Source organism: Xanthomonas sp. NCPPB 3442 (assembly GCF_056725145.1).
Map to the genome: position 1 here is coordinate 1002654 of NZ_CM161514.1, position 21355 is coordinate 1024008.

Genomic DNA, 21355 nt, shown 5'->3' on the forward strand with positions numbered 1-21355 from the left:
AAGCCGGATGACCGTTAGGTCATCCGGCCTTAATCAATCCGCGACCGGTAAAGTGATCGTCGAGTTGCAGGTCTGCCAGCCATGGCGCCTGCCAGCAGGCGGAACCGATGCAGTGCAGTGGGATCTGGATCGAAGTGCGTTCAAATTCCAGTAGATAGCTTTCTTCTTGGGTGACTCTGCAGACATCTGCAATAAAAGCTAGCGCGCCTTCATGCACCTGCGCGATTGTCGCCCACTGCGTCGGCGATAGCTCTGGAGTGGCGTAGACCGCAGTTGGAACCTCGGAGGTGCTCGTGAAGTACGAAAACTGCGGTGAGGGAGCAGTGAGAAGTGTCTCCAAAAGCAGATCGTGACGCAGGAGCGTAGATTGATCCGGATCACCTTCGGTACGCCCATCGAAATAGCGGGCAGCAGCCCAGCTCTGGTTAGTGATCTTTGCGGCGCGCGCATTCAATGCAAAATAAGCGCCACCCAGTGGCTTGCCGGTCAACCGTGTGAGGTTGGATTGGATGCTGCCTGAGTACCCTATGTCCGCTACCATGGCAGCACCGTCACCTACGGTAGCTCTCCAATAATGCAGATAAGCCGCCCTTTCAGTTTCCGCAAGCGACAGTAATTCGTTAATGGCTGGGGTAATGAGTTCCACAAGCTCGGCGTGCATCTCCGGCAGATAGACATCGCGTTGCATCGCCGGGCGCCCTAGACGGCGTTCCAAAATATCCGCTGCACGACCACCTAGACGCGCCTGTATAAGGCCGCTCAGCGTTCCGGTATAAGTGCTGTCCAGCAGCAATCCAAGATCATCCGGTGCATGCAGCGAGGGTGTTCCGGTTCCCCGGCGCGATGCGAGCAGATACTTGCCACACAGCTGCTGTAATGAAGGACAAGCTTGCCTTATTAGGTCAAACCCCTGCTGCAGTAAATGACCTTCTCGACTCAAGAATAAGATCGTTTCGGTTTTGCTTTGGGTTGCCAAGCGGATCAGCCAAGCAAGGTAATCGAAGATCAGTGGGCCGAGCACTACATAGCCAAGACATGCTGGGGAAAGAATCGGCACTGGCCTCAAAGTCTCAGGTTGCTGGTCGGCTAGGTCGGCGAAACGATTTGCCAGTAAGCCGAGCCACAATTGATCCTGCCATCGCGTTGCTGCACCTGAGGCTGGCCTAAGCGAGCGCAATCCGGGAATAATCTCCAATAGCGCGGATGGACGGATGACATGCACGGGCGTCAACAAGCCATGCATCTGTGGGCGCTGAATATCCGCCTGTTCATTATCACCGACATGTAGCCACTGTGAAGGATCTATTTTTTCGATCTTCGGCAGCTGCCTCCAGGCACTGTCAGCATCCTTGCGCCAACCTGTCTCGCATGACACATACCAAGCAGCTGGCAGTGCGGCGACCTCGTAGGGGAGTGCCTGCTTCAGCAACGTGCTACCTAGATACATGTCCGAAAGCGCAACCAAGCGGATACCACGTCGTTGCAAGCCGCTGACTGCTGCGATCACACCTTGCCGTGGTCGTAGTAAGGCAGTTTCCAGGGCCACTTCCGATGCCTGAATTGCATCGATTGGAAGTCCTTTCGCATCGGACAGGCCAGACAGCGTCGCGTAGATGGTTGACAGGTCGACATCGGCGCCAGCTTGATGGCGTGCTTTGGACTCGGCAAGTTCACGGAGTTCAAGGAAATTTACGACCCCGAACCGACCCGCTAACAAGTGGGCAAGATAGGCGCGGGCACCTGCAGGAAACAGGAATGGCCGCACTACCAATGTGTCGAAGATATCCAGCGACACTAGTCGAGCCTGAAGAGAGGATAGTGTTAATCGCGTGGCAATCGGCGCGTCAAACGAAGCCTGCCAGTTGCGTTCGCCCTCGCCACTGAGTGACAGTGTTCCGTCTTGCGGCAATATTCCCACTCGAAAGTGCTGATGACGCACAACAGCAACGAACATACGCTCCATCGCGTGGTGCAGGGTGCCGTCGATCTGTCCGTGCTCTTCAGGGAAGTCTTTGAGTTCCAGATTCAGCGCGTACAACGGCCTCAATGCATCCACTTTCGCCCAGAACATCGATCCCGCAGGGAAGTCGATATATTCCGACGCATGGATATCGAATCCGAGTCGCTGGGCCAGCATGCGACACATTTCAAAATTACTAAGCCAGGTATGTGCCCAAAGAGGAACGCGTTCGTAACTCTCAGGGTAGAGCATGCCAAGGCGTGGCTCAGCCTGAAACATGCCAAGTTGCCACACGATACGTTCCGCGTTGCCCATCAGGGACGACATTAGATACCGACGCCAATCACCTTGCTCGCTACCCGTGTACAAAGATTTCTTTGTATGCAGGTGGCAGACGACATCCAGCACTAGTATCTCCTCGCGGAACGTCACCAGAAGCGGTGCGATGTCACGTCCACGATTAGGTACGATGCGGATATCCAGATTCTCGATCCGCTGCAGCTTTGAAAAGCGGTTTCTCGCTAGGGCTTCGGCTGCTTCGTCCATTACAGAGACGAGCAGGTCATAGCCAATTGGCATGTACTGGAGCGACTGTGCGAGTTCGTCGATGAGGTCCGGATAGAAGACGTGCACCATCACGCCCACCTTTAGCTGCAACTGCGGCAAAGGTACTGGCCTGCCAAATGGCGCTTGTTCCGACATCCATTGAGCCGCCGGCTGCTTGCGCCCAGCCAATCGAACTCGTTTTAGAAAGCCGCGTAGTCCCAGGGCACGAATCACTTTGAATGCGCGCGTTGCGACCGCAGTTGCACCGGAAAAACCGCCACCATGCAGCTCTACAGAACGGCGCGTCGCAGCCAGGAGTTTGGTGAGGCTGCCAGTCACGCGGTTTGCCATTCGTTATTCACAGATTCTGGTAGTTCGGACCCGAACCACCCTCCGGCGTGACCCAGGTGATGATTTCGTACGGGTCCTTGATGTCGCAGGTCTTGCAGTGCACGCAGTTGGCCGCGTTGATCTGCAGACGCTTGCCGGAGGGGCTGGCGGTGTCTGCGACCATTTCGTAGACGTTGGCCGGGCAGAAACGGGTGCAGGGGTTGTCGTATTCGGTCACGCAGCGGGTGGCGCATACATCGGTGTCCAACACCTTCAGATGTACCGGCTGGTCTTCATCGTGCTCGGTGGCGGCGAAATACACGGCTTGCAGGCGATCGCGCGGGGCCAGGTCGCGGGTGACGTAGTCGCGCTTGGGCTGTTCGTACTCGCCGAGCTTGTGCAGCGCCGACCAGTCGGGTTTGTTCTTCAGCGTCCACGGCGAAGCGCCCTTGAGCGCGGTTTCCCAGGCCGCGTTGAGTAGGCCGAACCACAGGCCCTTCTTGAAACCGGGCTTGATGTTGCGGACTTGCTTCAGCTCGGCCATGACCTCGGAGGCGCGCAATCTGGCATCGAAGCCCTGCGGCGCCAGCTGCGATTGCACCAGGTGTTCGGCGGCCAGCATGCCGCTGCGGATCGCCTGGTGGGTGCCCTTGATCTTGGGTACGTTGAGCAGGCCGGCGGTGTCGCCGATGAGCAAGGCGCCGGGCATGTCCACTCTCGGCAGCGATTGCCAACCGCCGCTGACCAGTGCGCGGGCGCCGGCAGACACAATGCTGCCACCTTCCAGCAGCGGCTTGATCATGGGGTGGTTCTTCCATTGCTGGAAGGCTTCCCACGGTTGGTAGGCCGGGTCGCTGTAGTCCAGCCCGCTCACATAACCGAGCGCGATCTGGTTGTTGTCCAGGTGATAGACGAAGCTGCCGCCGTAGGTGCGGTTGTCGGCTGGCCAGCCAATGGTGTGCACGATCTTGCCGGGCGTGACGCGGCCTTCGGGCACCTGCCACAGCTCCTTGATGCCGATCGAATAGCCTTGCGGGTCGCTGTCGGCGGTGAGGTCGAAGCGCTTGAGCAGCCGCTTGGTCAGGTGGCCACGCGCGCCTTCGGCCAGCACGGTGACCTTGGCGCGGATGTCGATGCCGGCGGTGTAGCCGGGCTTGTGCGTGCCGTCTTTTGCAATACCCATGTCGCCAATGCGCACGCCCACCACCTGGCCGCTGTCGTCGTGCAGCGTTTCGGCGGCGGCGAACCCTGGATAGATTTCCACGCCCAGCGCTTCGGCCTGCGGCGCCAGCCAGGCGCACATCGCGCCCAGGCTGACGATGAAGTTGCCATGGTTGCGCATGCCCGGCGGCACCACCGGGAACTTGCGTGCGCTGTCCTTGCCGAGGAACCAGAATTCGTCGTCGGTGGCCGCCACGCAGATCGGCGGCGGATTGTCGCGCCAGCCTGGCAGCAATGCATCCAGCGGGCCGGGCTCGATCACCGCACCGGACAGGATATGCGCGCCGATGGTGCTGGATTTTTCGATCACGCAGACGCTGATGTTCGGATCGAGCTGCTTGAGCCGGATCGCGAACGACAGCCCGGCCGGACCGGCACCGACGGTGACGACGTCGTATTCCATGACGTCGCGCTCGACCGCCTCTGACGCGTGTGCGCCCACTCCCGCTTCCGACATTGCTCCGCTCCCGTTGGCTCGATGGCTGTTGCGCATTTTCCGGGATTGCATGTGACGGCGGCAAATCGGGTCGATTCATCCGCGCCATGCGGGGCTGCGTGCTAGCGTTTCCGGAATGAAGATTCGGGTGGCATTGCCGGGGGCGGAGATCAACTGGTGGCGTGGTTGGCTGCCGCCCGCGCAGGCCGATGCGCTGATGCAGGCGCTGCTGGCGCAGACGCACTGGGAGGTGCACCGCATCCGGATGTTCGGACGCATGGTGGATTCGCCGCGCCTGAGCAGCTGGATCGGCGATCCGGAGGCGAGCTATCGCTACTCGGGCACACGGTTCTCGCCACAGCCCTGGCTGGAGGTGCTGTAGCCCGTGCGCATGCGGCTGGAGGACGAAACCGGTCACCGGTTCAACAGCGTGCTGGTCAATCGCTACCGAAGTGGCAGCGATGCGATGGGCTGGCACAGCGACGACGAGCCTGAGCTGGGCGCGCAGCCATTGATTGCCTCGGTGAGCCTGGGTGCGACGCGGCGCTTTGCGTTCAAGCACCGCGACGATGCGGCCCTGAAGCAAATGCTGGAGCTCGGTCACGGCGACCTGTTGCTGATGGGCGGCGACACCCAGCGCCACTACAAACACGCTTTGCCGCGCACCGCCAAGCCGGTCGACGAGCGCATCAATCTGACCTTTCGTCAGATCGCGGTGCGCGTGTCCCAGCCATGAGCGGCTAGCAACTTGCAGCGCGCTCGCCTGGGCAGTGAGCCCGGTGGGCGTGTCGGCCGCAGCTTGCGTGGGCGCAACCAGCAATCCAGGTCAAACGATGAGTGGATCGAGTGCGCGGTTCCCTCACCGCTTGCGGAACACGCCGTGAACCCATCCATGCGGGCTCGATGGCGGTATCCATGCCGCCAACGGTCCCGCAAGCGGCAAGGACACCGCACCAGAAAGTGCATTGATGACGTGATTGAAGAGCGAGGACGCCCCGCCCAGACAGTCGACTGGCTGCTGTGTTGAAGAACGAGCAGACCGCGTCGAGAAGCCGCTACGTGCTTTTTTGAAAGCTGTGCACACCGAGCATCTCAACTGGTCCTTGCCCGCCTAGCCTCGCCGAGCCCTTGGCGGCATGGACGCCGCCAGGAAGCATGCAGGGACGTACTTGCAGCGTGGCTGGCGATGGTGGGCGGGTAAGCGCCCTGCAGCCATGGCACAGATCAGCCGCTCTGCAAGAGACCGGCGTGACGTCGCCTGTCAGCCGCTTCAAGCCTGTCGCTTGCGCTTACAACGAACGCGGCACGTTCTGGCTGTCCTGTTGCCCGGCGGTTAGCGTCCAGCCGACCAGCTCGGTGGTGATCTGGGTCAGCGCCTGCTCGAAAGCCACCGCGACTGCGGCGGTATCGGTGCCGGTGGACGGGCGCGCGACCAGGAAGGTGCGCGAGGCGACCACGCGTTGGTCGGTCGAATGCAGCAATTTGGCGTTGAGCTCGATCGTGGCCGAGGGCAGCGACTGGCCGGCGTAATCGGATTCGAAGCGGCGCAGATCGATCGCCAGCTTGTAGTCCGAGCGGATGCCGGTGCCGATATGGGCCACCGCGGCGATCTTGCCGGAGTCTTCGAACGCGCGCACCACGCTGTCTTCCAGCATGTCGGTGGCTGGCTGTGCCCAGCCAGCGCCGTGGTAGACCTGCAGTTCGCCAGGGGTCGGGCGCACATTGATGCGCGGGCTGTCAATGACGCGTGCGGCGCTGGGCTTGGCCACCACCAGCTGCCAGGTCACCTGCGGCCAGGTGGGATTGGGCGTCACGCGCACCGTCGGGGCGTAGATGGTGGCAGGCTTCTTGTCGCCGCCGGTCAGCACCGAGCAGCCGCCCAGCGCCAGCAACGAGGCGCACAGCAGGGGACGCAACACACGCATGGCAGTCATTTCGGTTCGAACTCCTTGGGTGCGTCGCGGCCGAGCAGGTAGCGCGCAGGGTTGTTGTCCAGTTTGTCGCTGACCCGGCGCAGGTCGCGGATCAGGCCGCGCAATTCGGTCAGTGTGGGGCCGAGCTGGCCCAGCCCATCGTTGGCAAAACTATTGATGGCCGCGCGGTTCTCGCCAAGGATGTTGTCGGCATTGCCGGCGGCCGAATCCAGCTTGACCAGGGTGGCATCGAGTTTTTCCAGGATGCCCGGCAGCTGCTGTACCAGGTTCTGGTCCAGCCGCTTGATGGTGCCGTTGGTGGTGGTCAGGGTGGTGTCCAGATTGCGCGCGGCGTCGCGCGCGCTGACGATCAGTGCCTGCATGCCTTCGTCGCGATCGGCGATGCCACCGCTGATCTTCTCCAGGTTCTGCAGCGTGGCCGAAATGCTGGCCACATTCTTGTCCGAGAGCATCTGGTCCATGCGCTCGACGATGCGATTGGCGGTGTCGGTGATGTTCTGCAGCGCCGACGGGGTGGTCTGGATGATCGGCGCGTCGCTCTTGTCGATGCTGGTCAGCGCCGGCGCTTCGGGCGTGCCGCCGGAGAGCTGGATGATCGACGGGCCGGTCAGACTGGTGATCGCCAGCTTGGCGCGGGTGTCGCTCTTGATCGGCGTGGTGGAGTTGACGCGCACATGCGCGACCACCTGCCGCGGGTCGTTCGGCGCCAGGGTCAGCTCGGTGATCGAGCCGACCGCGATGCCGTTGTACTGCACCGGGCTGCCGACCGACAGGCCGGTCACTGCCTCGCGGAACACCACCCGGTATTGCTGCCAGGTGCGGTCGGAGGAGTACTTGGCGGCCCATAGCCCGAACAGCAGCAGGGCCAGGCCGGCCACGATGGTGAAGGCGCCGATCAGGACGTAATTGGCTTTGGTTTCCATGCTCAGGCGGTCTCGGTGGAGTCGGTCTTGGCCGCGCGCGCGGCGCGGGCGCGCGGACCGTGAAAATAGTCCTGGATCCAGGGGTGATCGATCTGCTCGACCTCGGCCAGCGGCGCGTTGGCGATCACCTTGCGGTCGGCCAGTACCGCGATGCGGTCGCAGATGGCGTACAGCGTATCCAGGTCGTGGGTGATCAGGAACACGGTCAGGCCCAGGGCCTGCTGCAAGGTGCGGATCAGACGGTCGAAGGCGGCCGCACCGATCGGGTCCAGCCCGGCGGTGGGTTCGTCCAGGAACAGCAACGGTGGATCCAGCGCCAGCGCACGTGCCAGTCCGGCACGCTTGCGCATGCCGCCGGACAATTGCGAAGGCAGCTTGTCCAGCGCATCGGCCGGCAGGCCGGCGAGCTTGATCTTCAGCAGCGCCAGTTCGAAATACCAGCGCTCGGGAAACTCGCCATGGTGTTCCTTCAGCGGCACCTGCACGTTTTCGCCCACGGTCATCGACGAAAACAGCGCCCCGTCCTGAAACAGCACGCCGGTGTTGCGGGTGATGTGCTGGCGGTCGGCGAACCGGCCCGAGCGCGCGTCCGCGCCCAGCACCTGGATGCTGCCGGCATCGGGATCGCGCAGGCCCAGGATGCTGCGCATCAGCACCGACTTGCCGGTGCCCGAACCGCCAACCACGCCGAGGATTTCGCCGCGCCGCACATCCAGATCCAGGTCTTCGTGCACGGTCTGGCTACCGAAACGGTTGGTGAGCCCTCGCACGGAAATCGCCAGCTGTTCGTCGTCGGCCTCGGCCTGTGGGCCGGGATTGGGGAGTGGGGATTCGGGAGTGGTCACAGCACCTTCCTCTCCAATACCAGTGCAAGCGCCGCGCTGCGGCTTTGTACGAATCCCGAATCACGCATGTCCAATCCCGGCTTCATCACCACCCCATCTTCATGAACCACAACGCCGCGATCGCGTCGAGGATGATGACCAGGGAAATCGTCTGCACCACCGAGGACGTGGTGCGTTCGCCCACCGATTGCGCGGTGCCGCTGACTTTGAGCCCTTCCAGGCAGCCGATCAGGCCGATCACCAGCGCAAACAACGGCGCCTTCGAGAGCCCGACCAGGAAATGCCGCAACTGGATGGTTTCGTGCATGCGCGCCAGATACATCTGCGGCGGAATATCCAGGTCGAACGCGCCCACGGTGACGCCACCGGCCAGGCCAGCGATCATCGCGATGAAGGTCAGCAGCGGCAGGGTGAAGATCAGCGCGAGCAGGCGCGGGATCACCAGCAGGTCGATCGGGTCCAGGCCCAGGGTGCGGATCGCGTCCACTTCCTCGCGCGATTTCATCGCGCCGATCTGCGCGGTGAAGGCGCTGGCGGTGCGGCCTGCCAACACAATTGCCGTCAGCAGCACCGCGAATTCGCGCAGGAAGGCGATGGACACCAGCTCCACCACGTAAATTTCCGCACCGAAGTCGCGCAGGATGGTCGAGCCCAGGAAGGCGATCACCGCGCCCACCAGATACGACAGCAGCACCACCAGCGGCACCGCGTCCAGGCCCACCTGCTCCATGTGATGCACGGTGGAGGTCAGCCGGAAGCGCCGCGGCTCGTGGATCAGCCGCATGATCTTGACCAGGTTTTCGCCCAGAAAACTGTTCAACTCCAAGATGTCCTGGCCGACGCGATGCGTGGCCCGGCCCAGGCGGTCGAGCGCGGCGACGAAGCCGTAATCGCGTTTGGGCTTGGGGCGCTCGTCGTTGAGTTCCTCGATGGTGCACACCAGTGCCTGGTGCTCATCGCGGAAATCGATCGCGTCTTCCTTCAGGCCCATGCGGCCGGCAAAGCGCAGCAGCTGCAGTACGCCGGCCGAATCCAGCTGCTGGATGCCGCGCGCGTCGATGCGGCGCACCCCGTCGGGTACGGCCTGCAGCAGTTCTGCCTGAGGCAGGGCGGTCGCCAGGACCCAACTGCCAGCGAGGCGGACCTGTGCCTGATCCTGCGAGTCTTGTTCGATGCGTGGAGGTTGCGGTTTGATCATGGGTGGCCTGTCCGTGGCGCCAGCATACAGGGCCAATGTGAGCGACGGATGGGGACGCAACCACAGCGGTGTGCCGATGGCCGTCGATGAGGGCGCCGGCTACGCGCGCTGCGGCATACACTGGCGGCCTCGCCGGACACGGCGTTTCTCCGATCCGACCCGCCACGCATGTCCGCTGCCACCGTCGTCCTCCCGTCCGCCAGCGCCACCTACGCCCAGCGCGTCGCCTTCGTGTCCGAAATTGCCGGGCGCCTGCATTCCTATGGCACCACCGCGCAACGGCTGGAAGCAGCGGTGGTGGGGTTGTCGCAGAAGCTGGGCCTGGACTGCGAGCCCTGGTCCAACCCCACCGGCATCATCCTGAGCTTCAGCGACCCCACCAAGGCGATCGGTTCCAGCGACATCACCCGGGTGATTCGCCTGGCGCCGGGCGAAAACGATCTCTACAAGCTCAGCGTGGCCGACTATGTGGCCGACAGCGTGGCCAACGGCCGCATGAGCATCGCGCAAGGACACACCGCATTGCGCCGGCTGGACCGCGAGGTGGACCGGCGCGGCAAGACCCTGCAGGTGCTGGCGTTCGGGCTGGCCGCCGCCGGCGTGGCCGGGCTGTGGAAGCTGCCATGGCTGGATATCGCTACGGCCGGGGCGATCGGCATGTCAATCGGCCTGCTCACCCAGTACACCGACAAGCGCGCTGCCACCAAGGAAGCCGGCGAGGCGCTGGCCGGTCTGCTGGCGGGCGTGGTGGCCGCGCTGGTGGCCTCGCTGATCGGGCCGTTGAACCTCAACACGGTGATCATCGCCTCGCTGGTGGTGCTGCTGCCCGGCATGTCATTGACCAATGCGTTCAACGAGCTGGCCAGCCAGCACTGGGTCTCCGGCACCGCGCGTCTGGCCGGTGCGGTCACCACGGTGCTCAAGCTGACCGTAGGTGCGGTCATTGCGGTGACCCTGACCCAGCTGGTTGGCCTGCATCCCCAGGTGGCCGCCCTGCGGCCGCAGGCCGGCTGGGTGGAATGGGCCTCGCTGGTGGTGGCCGCTTATGCGTTCGCGGTGCTGTTCAAGGCCAATCGACGCGATTATTTATGGATCATGGCGGCGGCCATGTCAGGTTATGTCATCGCGCGTTATGCAGGACATGCCTGGGGTGGTCCGGCCGGGGTATTCGCTTCGGCAATGGCATTGACTGCTGCGGGCAATTTATTCGGGCGCGTGGTCCACAAGCCCGGTGCGCTGATCCGGTTGCCCGGCATCATCATGCTGGTTCCCGGGAGCGTCAGTTTGCGCGGCTTTTTGACCTTGGTGCAGCAACAGGATGTCAGCGTCGGACAAGCCGCACTCTTGGCGGTGACCAATATCGTGATGGCATTGATGGCCGGATTGCTGTTTGGCAATCTGCTCATTCCGGCCCGCAAGAATTTATAAGGGCAAACACCCCGCAATAAAAACGCCGGCATGGCCGGCGTTTTTATTGGTTTGAATCAGGCAGCCTTGGACTTCTTGGCGGCGCGCTTGGTGACGGCCTTGCGCGGCGAGGCCTTCTTGGCGGTTGCTTTTTTCGCACCGCCGACCTTGCTGATCAGGAAGTCTTCCACCTTCTTGCCGGCGGCGGTCAACTCGGCCAGCCAGCGCGGCTGCTTGCCACGGCCGGTCCAGGTTTCCTGGGCGTTGGCGGGGTTGCGATACTTCGGCGGCACCTTGCCCAGCTTGCGGCCGGCACGCGGACCCGGCTTGCCGGCACCGGCCGGACGGCCCGGACCGGCACTGGCAGAAGCGCCAAACAATTCTTCGATGGAATAACCCTGGGCTTTTGCAGCGCGGACCAGCTGCGTGCGGACCTTGGCGATCGGCGCGCGCTTGGCAACCACGGTCTGCTGCTTCTTTGCATTTTTGATCAGGGCGCTCAACTGCTTGGCCGACAGGCCACTAAGATCGATCGACATCACTGCTCCGGAAGATGAGAGAAAAAGAATGCCGGTCCATGGCAGCGGTGGCCATCATAAAGTGAGAAAACCGGTGTGACAAATGCGCAGAAATAATTCGGCGCTTTGTGTTCATCCATTTGAAGCCGATACCCGGGGTTTGATCAATGCCCCAGGCGGGAGAATAACGCTGCTTTATCCAGGCTTTCCGCTGCATCGGCGGTACGGGCGCGATATTCAAATGTGCCAGCCGCCAATCCACGTTCCGAGACCACCACCCGATGCGGAATGCCCAGCAGTTCCATATCGGCGAACATGGCGCCCGGGCGCAGTCCGCGATCGTCCAGGGCGGCATCCAGGCCGGCGGCAAGCAATTGGTCCAGCAAGGCCTGTGCGGCGGCGAGCACCTGTGGGTCCTGCTTGGGATTGATCACGCAGACCACCACCTGCCACGGCGCCATCGGCGCGGGCCAGATGATGCCGGCATCGTCGTGGTTCTGTTCGATCGCCGCGGCCACGATGCGCGAAATGCCGATGCCGTAGCAGCCCATCTTCATCACCGCCGCCTTGCCGCCTTCGTCGATGACAGTGGCTTGCAGCGCCTGCGCGTACTGGCTGCCAAGCTGGAACACATGGCCCACCTCGATGCCGCGAGCCAGGCGCAGTTCGCCGCCGTCTGCCGCGCGTTCGCCTTCAACCACGTTGCGCACATCGGCCACGGTCTCCGGTTCGGGCAGGTCGCGGCCCCAGTTGACGCCGACCAGGTGGGCGCCGGACACATTCGCGCCGACCACGAAATCGGCCAGTGCGGCGACATCGCGGTCGGCCACCACGCGCACCGGGCGCGCGGTGTTGACCGGGCCCAAGAAGCCCGGCTCGCAGCCGAGGTGTTCGCGGATTTCGCTTTCGTTGGCCAGGCGGTAATCGGCCAGCCCGGGCACCTTGGCCAGCTTGATCTCGTTGACCGCGTGGTCGCCACGCACCAGTACCAGCACGAACCCGGCCTGGGTCATCACCGCTACCGACTTGACCGTGCGCTGCAGCGCGATGCCGAGCAACTGGGCCACGTCTTCGCAGGTCTTCTGGGTGGGCGTTGCCACCTGCTGCATTGCTTCGCTGGCCGCGGCGCGCGGGGCCGGCGGTGCCGCACTGGCGGTTTCCACGTTGGCGGCGTAATCGGAGCCGGTGGAGAACGCCAGCGAGTCCTCGCCGGAGTCGGCGATGACGTGGAATTCCTGCGATGCATCGCCGCCGATGGCGCCGGAATCGGCCTGCACGGCGCGGAAATCCAGTCCCAGGCGGGTGAAGATGCGCGTGTAGGCGGCGCGCATGTTGTCGTATTCGCGCGCCATGTCCTCGTCAGTGAGATGGAACGAATACGCGTCCTTCATCAGGAACTCGCGCGCACGCATCACGCCGAAGCGCGGGCGGATCTCATCGCGGAATTTGGTCTGGATCTGATAGAAATTCAGCGGCAGCTGCTTGTAGCTGTTGATTTCCTGGCGCGCGAATTCGGCCGCGGCCTCTTCGGCGGTGGGGCTGTAGCAGAACTCCTGTTCCTTGCGGTCCTTGATCTTGAGCAGCTGCCCGCCGAACTTCTCCCAACGCCCGGTGGCGTCCCACAGCTCGCGCGGCTGGATGGTGGGAAACAGCACTTCCACTGCGCCGGCGCGGTTCATCTCTTCGCGCACGATGGCTTCGACCTTGCGCAACACGCGCAGGCCCAGCGGCGACCAGGTGTACAGCCCGGAGGCCAGCTTGCGGATCATGCCCGCGCGCAGCATCAGACGGTGGCTGACCAACTCGGCGTCGGCCGGGGTTTCCTTGGTGGTGTGCAGGTGGAACTGGGAAAGACGCATCGGGCTTCGCTTGGGCGGAAAGCCGCTAGTTTGCCAGTCTCGCGCCCTGCCGGTCATCGCCAGGCGCGCGTTGCCGGTTGTCGCTGGCCAGCGTAGGCCCCTGCGGGGCGGCTCGAATGGCCGGCCTGCCGGCGCACGTGCGCCGTAGGCCGCGCAGTCGTCAGCATGCATCCATCACCGATGCCCGGCGCTGGTGCAGCTCCCCGGGCCGCGCTTGCTACCACCTACGCATGTGTTGCCATCAGGTCGGGCACGCTGACGCTGCCGGTGGCCGCGGCACCAGGCGCTGAACCCCAGCCCTGCGGCGGGACGGCAACTCCCGTCCCCCTGGGAGCTTTTCCCGGCTCAGGTGGCCGGGCCGCCTGGGGCTGCCGGCTTGCAATAGGCCTTGACGGCGGCGTCGGCCAGGTTCCTCTGGGTCGCACGGGCTTCCTGGTCCAGGACGGCGCCAGGCTTGCCATCGGCGCCGGCCGCCATGGAGACCTCGCCCTTGCCGCTGAGCAGTTCCAGATTGCGGCGCGCGGTGAGGCAGTCGGCCGATTCGGGCGCGGCCGTCTCTGCTGCAGCGATGGCGGCGGTGCCGCTGCGCGCATCGATTCGGCGCGCTTCATAGCGCTGGCCGGTCGGTGGCGGGGTTTCGGTGTAGTGGGTCACGCCCTTGGCGTCCTTCCACTTATAAAGATCGGTCGCGCCGGCGGCGGCGCTGACCAGCATCAACAGGGCGCAAAGCCCGGACGACAGCTGCATGTGGCTTCCCCTGGATGATTCCCGCCGCGATTGCAGCATCCGCAGCGGGCGCTGGCAAGTGATGGGCGCGCAGGGCGCTGAACCAGCCAGCGCGCTACCGCCGGACAGACCTCAGGCCCTACACTTGGCGGATGGATGAGATGAGACCGCCCCCGCGCTCGCGCACGATTTACCTGCTGCCGAACCTGTTCACCACCGCCGGGCTGTTTTCCGGTTTTTACGCCATCATCGCCGCCGCCAATGGGCAGTTCGTCCAGGCCGCCATGGCGGTGTTCGTGGCTGCGGTGATGGACGGGCTGGATGGCAGGGTGGCGCGTCTGACCAACACCAGCAGCGAATTCGGTGTGCAGTACGACTCGCTGGCCGATCTGGTCAGCTTCGGCATGGCGCCCGCGCTGGTGATGTACCACTGGTCGCTGTCGGCGCTGAAGTACGACAGTAGCGTGATGGGCCGGGTCGGTTGGTCGGCTGCCTTCCTGTATGCGGCCTGCGCGGCGCTGCGGCTGGCGCGCTTCAACACCCAGGTCGGCGTGGTCGACAAACGCTGGTTCATCGGCCTGGCCAGCCCGGCGGCGGCTGGTCTGATGATGTCCTTCGTTTGGGCCTTCGCCGACGACAGCCTGGGCTTCGATGGCGAGCAGCTTCGCTATGTGGCGCTGGCGGTCACGGTGGTGGCGGCGTTGCTGATGGTCAGCCGGATCCGGTTCTGGAGCTTCAAGGGCGGCGCGCGCGGCCCGCGTGCCGACCGCGTGCCGTTCCTGGCGCTGGCGATCGCCACGGTGGTGATTGCGCTGTTGGTGATCGATCTGGCGCGCTCGTTGCTGGTGATCGGGGTTCTGTACGCCTTGTCGGGTCCGTTGATGTGGTTGTGGCGACGCTGGCGGCGCGTGCCCGAGCTGCCATGAGCCGGTTTTTGTGAGCGAGGCGATGAGCGAGCCGATGTGGTCCGATCTGCAGGTGTCGTATCTGCAGGCGTTGGGGCACACCGTGTATCTGGACCGCGCTGCGGTCGACGCATTGCCGGCGCCTGTCGAGGTTGCCGAGCGCGCACCCACGGCCGCACCGACGCGTATGGAGCGTGCGCCGTACCCTGCAACGGCCAATGCGCCCGTTGCGCGGCGGAATGCCCCGGCGGCACCGGCCCAAGCGCCCCGCGCGCCCAGCACTGCGCCAGCGTCGGCGCCGCAACGGCGCAGCCGTGTCGGCATGCCGGATCGCCTGCAGATGGCCTTGCTGCGCGCGTCCGGCTGCAATCCGGGCGATCCTGCGACCCAGGCCTTGATGGCCTCCTGGCCGCTGGCGGAACTGCGCGGCAATCCGGCCGCCAAGCGCGCGCTGTGGCCGCAGCTGCGCGCGCTGCGTCGGCGCCGGGACCCGGCGTGAGCGCATTGAACGCGCCGCAACCCACCTCGCTGCGCGCCATGCGCGAGAGCGACCTGGATGCGGTGATGGAGATCGAGCTGCGCGCCTATCCATTTCCGTGGACGCGCAACATCTTTCGCGACTGCCTGCAGGCCGGCTACCCCGGCTGGGTGATGGAGCAGGGCGGCCGTGTCATCGGCTATGGCGTGATCAGTATCGCCGCCGACGAGGCGCACGTGCTCAACGTCTGCATCGCACCGGAGGCGCAATCGCAAGGACACGGTCGCGTGTTGCTGCGCGCGCTGATCAAGGGCGCCTGCGATCGCGGTGCGCGGCGCGCGTTCCTGGAAGTGCGCCCGTCCAATCCATCGGCGATCGCGCTGTACCACTCCGAAGGCTTCAACGAAATCGGCCGGCGCCCGCGCTATTACCCATCCCACACCGGGCGCGAAGACGCGTTGGTGATGGCGATCGAATTGTTCTTCGAAGGATTTTCCTGAGCGCACGCACTCGTCGTTGAGGATGCGGCTGGTTGGCGTCGCTGCGGTGCGCGGTTGCTGCGCTGGATGCCGGCGCTGATGGTTTTTCGATTCGATGCTTGCGCTGAGCGGTTGCATGACGCACCTGCGCATGGCGCGTGCGGTATCACGCTTGCCCAACGGGCTGGTCTTGCGCACTACCACCCGGCTTGATGAGGTCCGCAGCGACACGGTAGCCCAATTGATTAAGGGCAGCGCTGACCCCATGCGTATCAAAACGCATGGGGTCAACACAATGCTGCGCCTGTGCAATCGATCCCAACGTGGTCATGTGGAATGCCGGCAACACTGCGGCGATGGGTTTGCGCTTCGCGCAGGGTGTTGGCAGATACGGCCGTCTGCGAGGTGGCGAATGTTTCGCCATGGGCCGATAAGCGCTTTTTTCGTTGCGGTTTATGTCCAATGCCGCAGCGCGGCAATGGATTGCAACGACGAGCACGTCGAAAAATACAGGTATTTGCACGGTGGCGTGCCTTCTCGCGTGGCACCCCGCATGGCGTGACACCCAATCTTGCTGCGTTGCAGTGTCCTTGCGCTGTCTCCGCGTGTCCTGATCGCAGCGTTTTGTCTCTTCTTTTGTGTCTCGCAAGCGTTTGCGTGATTACGCATGCATATCCGAAAAACGTCTAGATACAAGCGGTTGCAATGCTCCTAGTATCGGCTCCGCGGAATGGAATATTCCACAGCTGAATAATACGTTCCGAGTCTGCTGGACCAGGGGTGCGCCGCTGCGCGGCGCATCGAACCCATCTGAGGGAGAGATCAAGATGAAGCCGAAATTTTCGACGGCGGCCGCCGCGTCGCTGTTCGTTGGGTCGTTGCTGCTCACCGGCGTTGCCTATGCCGATGCGGCGTTGGAGGTTGCGTAAGCTCCCCCGATCCGCAGACACCGCATAAGTAGATCTTTCTGGCATCGTTCCCAAGTCAGGAGGTTCCATGCGCACATCGAAGTTCACCGAGACACAGATCATCGCCACGCTCAAGCAGGCCGACGCAGGCGTTCCAGTCAAAGACATCTGTCGCCAAGTCGGCATCAGCACGGCGACCTATTACCAGTGGAAGAGCAAGTACGGCGGCTTGGAGGCGTCCGAGCTGCGGCGGGTCAAGGAGCTCGAGTCCGAGAACGCCAAGCTCAAACGGATGTATGCCGAGTTGGCGCTCGACAACGCGGCAATGAAGGACCTGATCGCAAAAAAACTCTAGGGCCGGCGCGTAAACGCGAGGCGGTGCGGTTCCTTATCGAGGTCCACGCGCGGCCGTTGCGCCGGTCCTGTGCATGCGTCGGGCTGTCGCGTGCCGCTTGGTATGCACCGCCTCTGGACTGGACGGTGCGCGATGCCGAGCTGATTGCCGAGATCGCGCGTTACGTTGAAGCGCACCCCAGTCGTGGCTTCTGGAAGTGCAGCGACTACCTTCGCAAGCAGCAACCAGGTTGGAATCCCAAACGCATCTATCGCGTTTACAAGGCCATGAAGCTCAACCTACGCCGCGCTGCAAAGCGTCGCCTTCCCAAGCGTGAGCGGGTGCCGCTCTACGTGCCGAGGCTGCCAGACACGGTCTGGTCGGTCGACTTCATGAGCGATGCGCTGGCATGCGGACGACGCTTTCGCACCTTCAACGTGGTGGATGACTTCAATCGCGAGGCGCTGCACATCGAGGTTGACACCTCGATCAACTCGCAACGGCTTGTGCGTGTGTTCGAGCAGATCAAACGCGATCATGGCTTGCCGCAGGTGGTGCGCTCGGACAACGGCCCCGAGTTCCTGGGCGAAGCGTTCACCAGCTGGCTCAAGACCAATGGCGTCGCACTACAGTACATCCAGCCGGGAAAGCCAAATCAGAATGCCTTCATCGAGCGCTTCAATCGCACGTTCCGCGAGGAAGTGCTCGACCTGAATCTCTTCGCCTGCCTCGACGATGTGCGCGAAGCCGCCCACTGGTGGATGATCGACTACAACGAAGCAAGATCCCATGATTCGCTCGGCGGAATGACCCCGGTCGAGTACCGCAACAAGTACGCCGAAAGCTCTACTTTTGAAGTGCCTGCTTGACGGGGGAGCTAACGGTTGCAACCACGGGCTGGGCAACCCAGAACGGCGGCACCAAGGGCGGCTCCAAAGCGGCTGCCGCCAATATCTACACCGTCAAGAATGCCGCCGAGTTGAAAGCTGCATTGAGCGCAAGCGTCGGTAGCAACGGACGCATCATCAAGGTCAGCGGCATCATCGATATCAGCGAAGGCAAGCCGTACACCAAGACCTCGGACATGAAGTCACGTGCGCGCCTGGATATTCCGACCAAGACCACCTTGATAGGCATCACCAGCAACGCGGAAATCCGCGAAGGCTACATGTACGTCAAGGCCAACGACGTCATCATCCGCAACCTCACCATCGAAAATCCATGGGACCCGGAACCGGTCTGGGACCCGGATGACGGCAGCGCCGGCAACTGGAATGCGGAGTACGACGGCCTGACCGTGGAAGGCGCCAGCAACGTGTGGGTGGACCATGTCACCTTCACCGATGGCCGCAGGACCGACGATCAGAACGGCACCGCAAATGGCCGTCCGAAGCAGCACCACGACGGCGCAATGGACATCAAGAAAGGCGCCAATTTCGTCACCGTCTCGTATTCGGCCTTCAAGTCGCACGAGAAGAACAACCTGATCGGCTCCAGCGACAGCGCGTCCAGTACCGACAGCGGCAAGCTCAAGGTCACCATTCACAATACCCTGTTCGAAAACATTTCCGCGCGCGCTCCGCGTGTGCGCTTCGGTCAGGTGCATCTGTACAACAACTACCACGTCGGCAGCACCAGCAATAAGGTCTATCCGTTCTCTTACGCGCATGGCGTGGGCAAGGAGTCGAAGATCTTCTCCGAGCGGAACGTGTTCGAGATCAGCGGTGTCAGCAGCTGCGACAAGATTGCCGCCGACTATGGTGGCAGCGTGTATCGCGATCAGGGTTCCCTGCTCAATGGCAAGGCGCTGTCGTGCTCGTGGAATACCAACATCGGCTGGACCCCGCCCTATACCTACAACCTGCTCTCGGCCGACAAGGTCGCTGCAGACGTCAAGGCCAAGGCAGGCGCCGGCAAGCTCTAACCGCCACTGGTTGCAGGGCTGCAAAGTCAGCGCCGCACGTCGTTGCACAACGCCCGCAGTGATGCGGGCGTTGTGCGTTCCGCGTGGCGATGTGGGGTCTCACGGAAGTAGCGGCGTTGCAACGGGCAGTCGGGAGCTGCTTGCAACACCCTTACCTATCCAAGCCTATCCATGCCTATCCATGATCGCTGGACACGCTGCAGGTACATCCTTGCCCGTCCCTGCGCGGCGTCCTGCTGCGTCAGCTGCCGTACGCAATGACGCGCTACGCACTCGCCAAGGCCCTGCAACCGTGCAGGGCACCCGGCGTCGCTCAATCCTGCGCGGTGTTATTGGCTGCCTGGCCCGGGGTACAGACCGGCTTCAAGCGCTTGTCCACCAGCTTGCCCATGAGCCGGTCGCTGAGCGGCAGCATGTCGCCGTTGAGGCGCCAGTCGTAGATCACGCTGAAGGCCAACACGCGCGCGACATAGTCGCGGGTTTCCTTGTAGCTGATGGTTTCGATCCAGAAGTCCGGCTCGAAATTCGGCCGCTGCGACTGCCAGCGCCCGGTGGGGCCTGGACCTGCGTTGTAGGCGGCAATGGTGAGGTAGGGCAGTCCGTAGGTGTTGAGCAACTGGCGCAGATACGCCGTGCCGATGGCGATGTTGGTGTCCGGCTCATAGAGGCTGGTGGCACCCGCATAGCCGGGCAGGGCGATCCCCTTGGCGACGGCCGCGCCAGTGCCAGGCAACACCTGCATCAGGCCCATTGCGTTGGCCGGCGAGCGCGCGCGCGGATTGAAGATGCTTTCGGCACGAATTTCCGCAGCCACCCAGGCTGGGTCGATCGCATTCTTGGCGGCCTCGCGACGAATGCTGTCGTCGTGGTGCAGCGGAAAACGCAACGCATACAGCCGTTGTTCGTCCGGCTGCTTGCCGAGCGCGAACACCGCACGGTCGAACCAGCCGTTGTCGCCGGCAACTTCCACTGCCAGACGGCGCTGGGTGTCGTCGAAGCGGGTGGCGGCATCGTTCCATTCGGCCACGGCCCAACCGGGGCGGTCGATCTGAAATAACGCGATTGCGCGGACCAGGGCCGGGTCGCGCGCAACAGCGGCCTTCGCCTGCGCGCTGTCGTTGGGCTCCCAGGGGCACAGCCGGTAAGGCTGCTGCAGGCGGTCGGCGGCCAGGAATCCGTGGAAGGTCGGCGATTGCGCGGCGGCGCGATACAGCGGCTGGGCCGCCGCAGCAGCGCCGGTCTTTTCGGCCAGGCGGGCTTCAAAGTACTGCCAACGTGAGTCGCTGCGCTGGCTCGCCGGCATCTTGCGAATCGCGGCCAATGCCGCCGGCCAGTCGCCGCGCGACATCGCCTCACGTGCACGCCATTCGTGCAGGCGTTCGTCGTAGGACGCGTCCGGTACGGCATTGAGCCGACGCGCCGAATCCGGCAGGTACGAGGCGACGGTCCACAATGCGATCTGGTACAGCACCTGCCCACGCTGCGCCTGGCTGAAGCCGAGCGCACCGGCAAGTTGCGGTAGCTGCTGCTCGGCAGCGTCGGGATCGCTCTTGGCCAACTTGGCCAGCCCGTCCACCGCGATGCGGCGGCTGCGCTCGGTCTTGGGCCAACCTAGTGCACGCGGGTGGACCTTGTCGAGAAATGCAGCGTAATCGGTGGCCAGGGCCAGATCGGCGGCGGGTAGCCCGCGTGCGGCCGTACGCATGATCGCAGGCTGTTGTGCATCGGCAGCAGCTTCCACACGTTCCCAGCGCAGCGCCGGCGTGAGTTCACCGCGCGATTCCAGCCCGGCAACCACTGCATCGCAAGCATCGGGCAGCGCCTTGCCATTGCGCCACAGCGTCAGCGCATCGCGGCTCCATTGGGCATCGGCCTTGCCAGTGGCCAGGCGCGCAGTCAGTTGCGCGCAGCGCAGGCCAACGTTGTCGGTGGACTTCCAGTTGGCCAGCAGCGTGTTCCAGTCCTGCCGCCGCGCCACTGCCGGCAACCATGTGCTGCGGAAGCTTTCAGCCACAGGCTGGCCGGCGTAGCGCTGCAAGAATGCTTGCGCCTGCGCGTTGGAGACAGTGTCGATAGTGCGCTTGAGCGTGGCAAATTCCAGCCATCCATACAGCGGATGGCGGCTCAGCGCAGCGAGCTGACCGGCATCGGTCTGGCCGCGCTCTGCGGCCGCGATGGCATCGCGCATGGCAGTCAGCTGCGGGTCGAGGGTTTGCGCGTGCAATGCGGTGCTGCCAAGGCACAGCAGGCCGATGAAAACAGTGGCAAGGCGGGGGGCATAAGTCATGAAGTGATGATACCCAAGCACGCCTGAGCGCCTGAGTGAATGCGCGTCGCTTGCGCGTGATAGTGAGGAAAGTCTTCGCTTGCAAGCGCTATGGGTCGAGCACGCGCGTGCGTGCAGATGACACCTTGTTGCGACCG

The 21355-nt window shown here is 63.6% G+C and carries 15 protein-coding genes and 2 pseudogenes; 7 read left to right on the top strand and 10 right to left on the bottom strand.

Translation table 11 applies throughout. The annotated features are described in order from the left end of the window. Positions 1-19: 19 nt before the first annotated feature. The gene (locus tag AC1POX_RS04570; protein ID WP_260222327.1) at positions 20-2857 is read right to left on the bottom strand and encodes a rhamnan synthesis F family protein; all 2838 of its coding nucleotides are present in this window, start codon (positions 2855-2857) and stop codon (positions 20-22) included. A gap of 7 nt (positions 2858-2864) precedes the next feature. Beyond that, a complete protein-coding gene (locus tag AC1POX_RS04575; RefSeq protein ID WP_031424421.1) occupies positions 2865-4514 on the bottom strand; it encodes an electron transfer flavoprotein-ubiquinone oxidoreductase in 1650 nt (549 codons plus the stop codon). Between the two features lie 115 nt (positions 4515-4629). Here AC1POX_RS04575 and AC1POX_RS04580 point away from each other — a divergent pair. Next, a pseudogene (locus tag AC1POX_RS04580) lies at positions 4630-5229 on the top strand (alpha-ketoglutarate-dependent dioxygenase AlkB family protein). 553 nt (positions 5230-5782) lie between these two features. On the opposite strand, the gene AC1POX_RS04585 reads toward AC1POX_RS04580, so the two are convergent. The 4 genes from AC1POX_RS04585 to AC1POX_RS04600 form a co-directional block, all read right to left on the bottom strand. Then, positions 5783-6427, bottom strand: coding sequence for an ABC-type transport auxiliary lipoprotein family protein (locus tag AC1POX_RS04585; RefSeq protein ID WP_277573721.1), 645 nt, complete (start codon positions 6425-6427; stop codon positions 5783-5785). Next, a complete protein-coding gene (locus AC1POX_RS04590) occupies positions 6424-7350 on the bottom strand; it encodes an MlaD family protein (protein ID WP_008576973.1) in 927 nt (308 codons plus the stop codon). The genes AC1POX_RS04585 and AC1POX_RS04590 overlap by 4 nt, the downstream gene beginning before the upstream one ends. A 2-nt stretch (positions 7351-7352) precedes the next feature. Continuing rightward, a complete protein-coding gene (locus AC1POX_RS04595; protein WP_008576976.1) occupies positions 7353-8195 on the bottom strand; it encodes an ABC transporter ATP-binding protein in 843 nt (280 codons plus the stop codon). Between the two features lie 85 nt (positions 8196-8280). Continuing rightward, entirely contained in the window at positions 8281-9393 is a 1113-nt protein-coding gene (locus AC1POX_RS04600; RefSeq protein ID WP_008576978.1) for an MlaE family ABC transporter permease, read from the bottom strand. Between the two features lie 168 nt (positions 9394-9561). Between AC1POX_RS04600 and AC1POX_RS04605 the strand changes: the two genes are divergently transcribed. After that, positions 9562-10821 carry a threonine/serine exporter family protein gene (locus AC1POX_RS04605; protein ID WP_008576981.1) on the top strand — a complete coding sequence of 420 codons (1260 nt, stop codon included), beginning with the start codon at positions 9562-9564 and terminating at the stop codon, positions 10819-10821. Between the two features lie 56 nt (positions 10822-10877). Here AC1POX_RS04605 and AC1POX_RS04610 read toward each other — a convergent pair whose 3' ends face one another. From AC1POX_RS04610 to AC1POX_RS04620, 3 genes are all read right to left on the bottom strand, one after another. Continuing rightward, entirely contained in the window at positions 10878-11339 is a 462-nt protein-coding gene (locus AC1POX_RS04610; protein WP_014091070.1) for an H-NS histone family protein, read from the bottom strand. Between the two features lie 143 nt (positions 11340-11482). Then, entirely contained in the window at positions 11483-13177 is a 1695-nt protein-coding gene (locus AC1POX_RS04615; protein WP_011348599.1) for a proline--tRNA ligase, read from the bottom strand. Between the two features lie 345 nt (positions 13178-13522). After that, positions 13523-13924, bottom strand: a complete 402-nt coding sequence (locus AC1POX_RS04620; RefSeq protein WP_008576986.1) for a DUF4124 domain-containing protein — start codon at positions 13922-13924, stop codon at positions 13523-13525. Positions 13925-14055: 131 nt separating this feature from the next. On the opposite strand from AC1POX_RS04620, the gene pssA reads away from it, so the two are divergent. The 5 genes and pseudogenes from pssA to AC1POX_RS04645 all read left to right on the top strand — a co-directional run. Then, the gene (gene pssA / locus AC1POX_RS04625) at positions 14056-14829 is read left to right on the top strand and encodes a CDP-diacylglycerol--serine O-phosphatidyltransferase (RefSeq protein ID WP_008576987.1); all 774 of its coding nucleotides are present in this window, start codon (positions 14056-14058) and stop codon (positions 14827-14829) included. Positions 14830-14851: 22 nt separating this feature from the next. After that, on the top strand, positions 14852-15307 hold the full coding sequence (locus tag AC1POX_RS04630; protein ID WP_008576989.1) for an alanine acetyltransferase: 456 nt from the start codon (positions 14852-14854) through the stop codon (positions 15305-15307). Next, a complete protein-coding gene (gene rimI / locus AC1POX_RS04635) occupies positions 15304-15786 on the top strand; it encodes a ribosomal protein S18-alanine N-acetyltransferase (protein ID WP_007964194.1) in 483 nt (160 codons plus the stop codon). The genes AC1POX_RS04630 and rimI overlap by 4 nt, the downstream gene beginning before the upstream one ends. A gap of 975 nt (positions 15787-16761) precedes the next feature. Further along, positions 16762-17876 (top strand): IS3 family transposase gene (locus tag AC1POX_RS04640; protein ID WP_409350108.1). Its coding sequence is split into 2 segments (ribosomal slippage): positions 16762-17016 and positions 17019-17876, totalling 1113 coding nucleotides; the frame shifts between segments, so codons are not numbered across the junction. Positions 17877-17884: 8 nt separating this feature from the next. Then, positions 17885-18931 (top strand): annotated as a pseudogene (locus AC1POX_RS04645) (pectate lyase family protein); the annotation flags it as partial. Positions 18932-19244: 313 nt separating this feature from the next. Here the strand turns inward: AC1POX_RS04645 and AC1POX_RS04650 are convergent. Continuing rightward, positions 19245-21218, bottom strand: a complete 1974-nt coding sequence (locus AC1POX_RS04650) for a transglycosylase SLT domain-containing protein (RefSeq protein WP_031424383.1) — start codon at positions 21216-21218, stop codon at positions 19245-19247. Positions 21219-21355 lie beyond the last annotated feature (137 nt).

Coding starts and splice junctions, on each gene's coding strand:
- AC1POX_RS04570 (WP_260222327.1), bottom strand. CDS start 2,857: ATGGCAAACCGCGTGACTGGCAGCCTCACCAAACTCCTGGCTGCGACG.
- AC1POX_RS04575 (WP_031424421.1), bottom strand. CDS start 4,514: ATGTCGGAAGCGGGAGTGGGCGCACACGCGTCAGAGGCGGTCGAGCGC.
- AC1POX_RS04585 (WP_277573721.1), bottom strand. CDS start 6,427: ATGACTGCCATGCGTGTGTTGCGTCCCCTGCTGTGCGCCTCGTTGCTG.
- AC1POX_RS04590 (WP_008576973.1), bottom strand. CDS start 7,350: ATGGAAACCAAAGCCAATTACGTCCTGATCGGCGCCTTCACCATCGTG.
- AC1POX_RS04600 (WP_008576978.1), bottom strand. CDS start 9,393: ATGATCAAACCGCAACCTCCACGCATCGAACAAGACTCGCAGGATCAG.
- AC1POX_RS04605 (WP_008576981.1), top strand. CDS start 9,562: ATGTCCGCTGCCACCGTCGTCCTCCCGTCCGCCAGCGCCACCTACGCC.
- AC1POX_RS04610 (WP_014091070.1), bottom strand. CDS start 11,339: ATGTCGATCGATCTTAGTGGCCTGTCGGCCAAGCAGTTGAGCGCCCTG.
- AC1POX_RS04615 (WP_011348599.1), bottom strand. CDS start 13,177: ATGCGTCTTTCCCAGTTCCACCTGCACACCACCAAGGAAACCCCGGCC.
- AC1POX_RS04620 (WP_008576986.1), bottom strand. CDS start 13,924: ATGCAGCTGTCGTCCGGGCTTTGCGCCCTGTTGATGCTGGTCAGCGCC.
- pssA (WP_008576987.1), top strand. CDS start 14,056: ATGGATGAGATGAGACCGCCCCCGCGCTCGCGCACGATTTACCTGCTG.
- AC1POX_RS04630 (WP_008576989.1), top strand. CDS start 14,852: ATGAGCGAGCCGATGTGGTCCGATCTGCAGGTGTCGTATCTGCAGGCG.
- AC1POX_RS04650 (WP_031424383.1), bottom strand. CDS start 21,218: ATGACTTATGCCCCCCGCCTTGCCACTGTTTTCATCGGCCTGCTGTGC.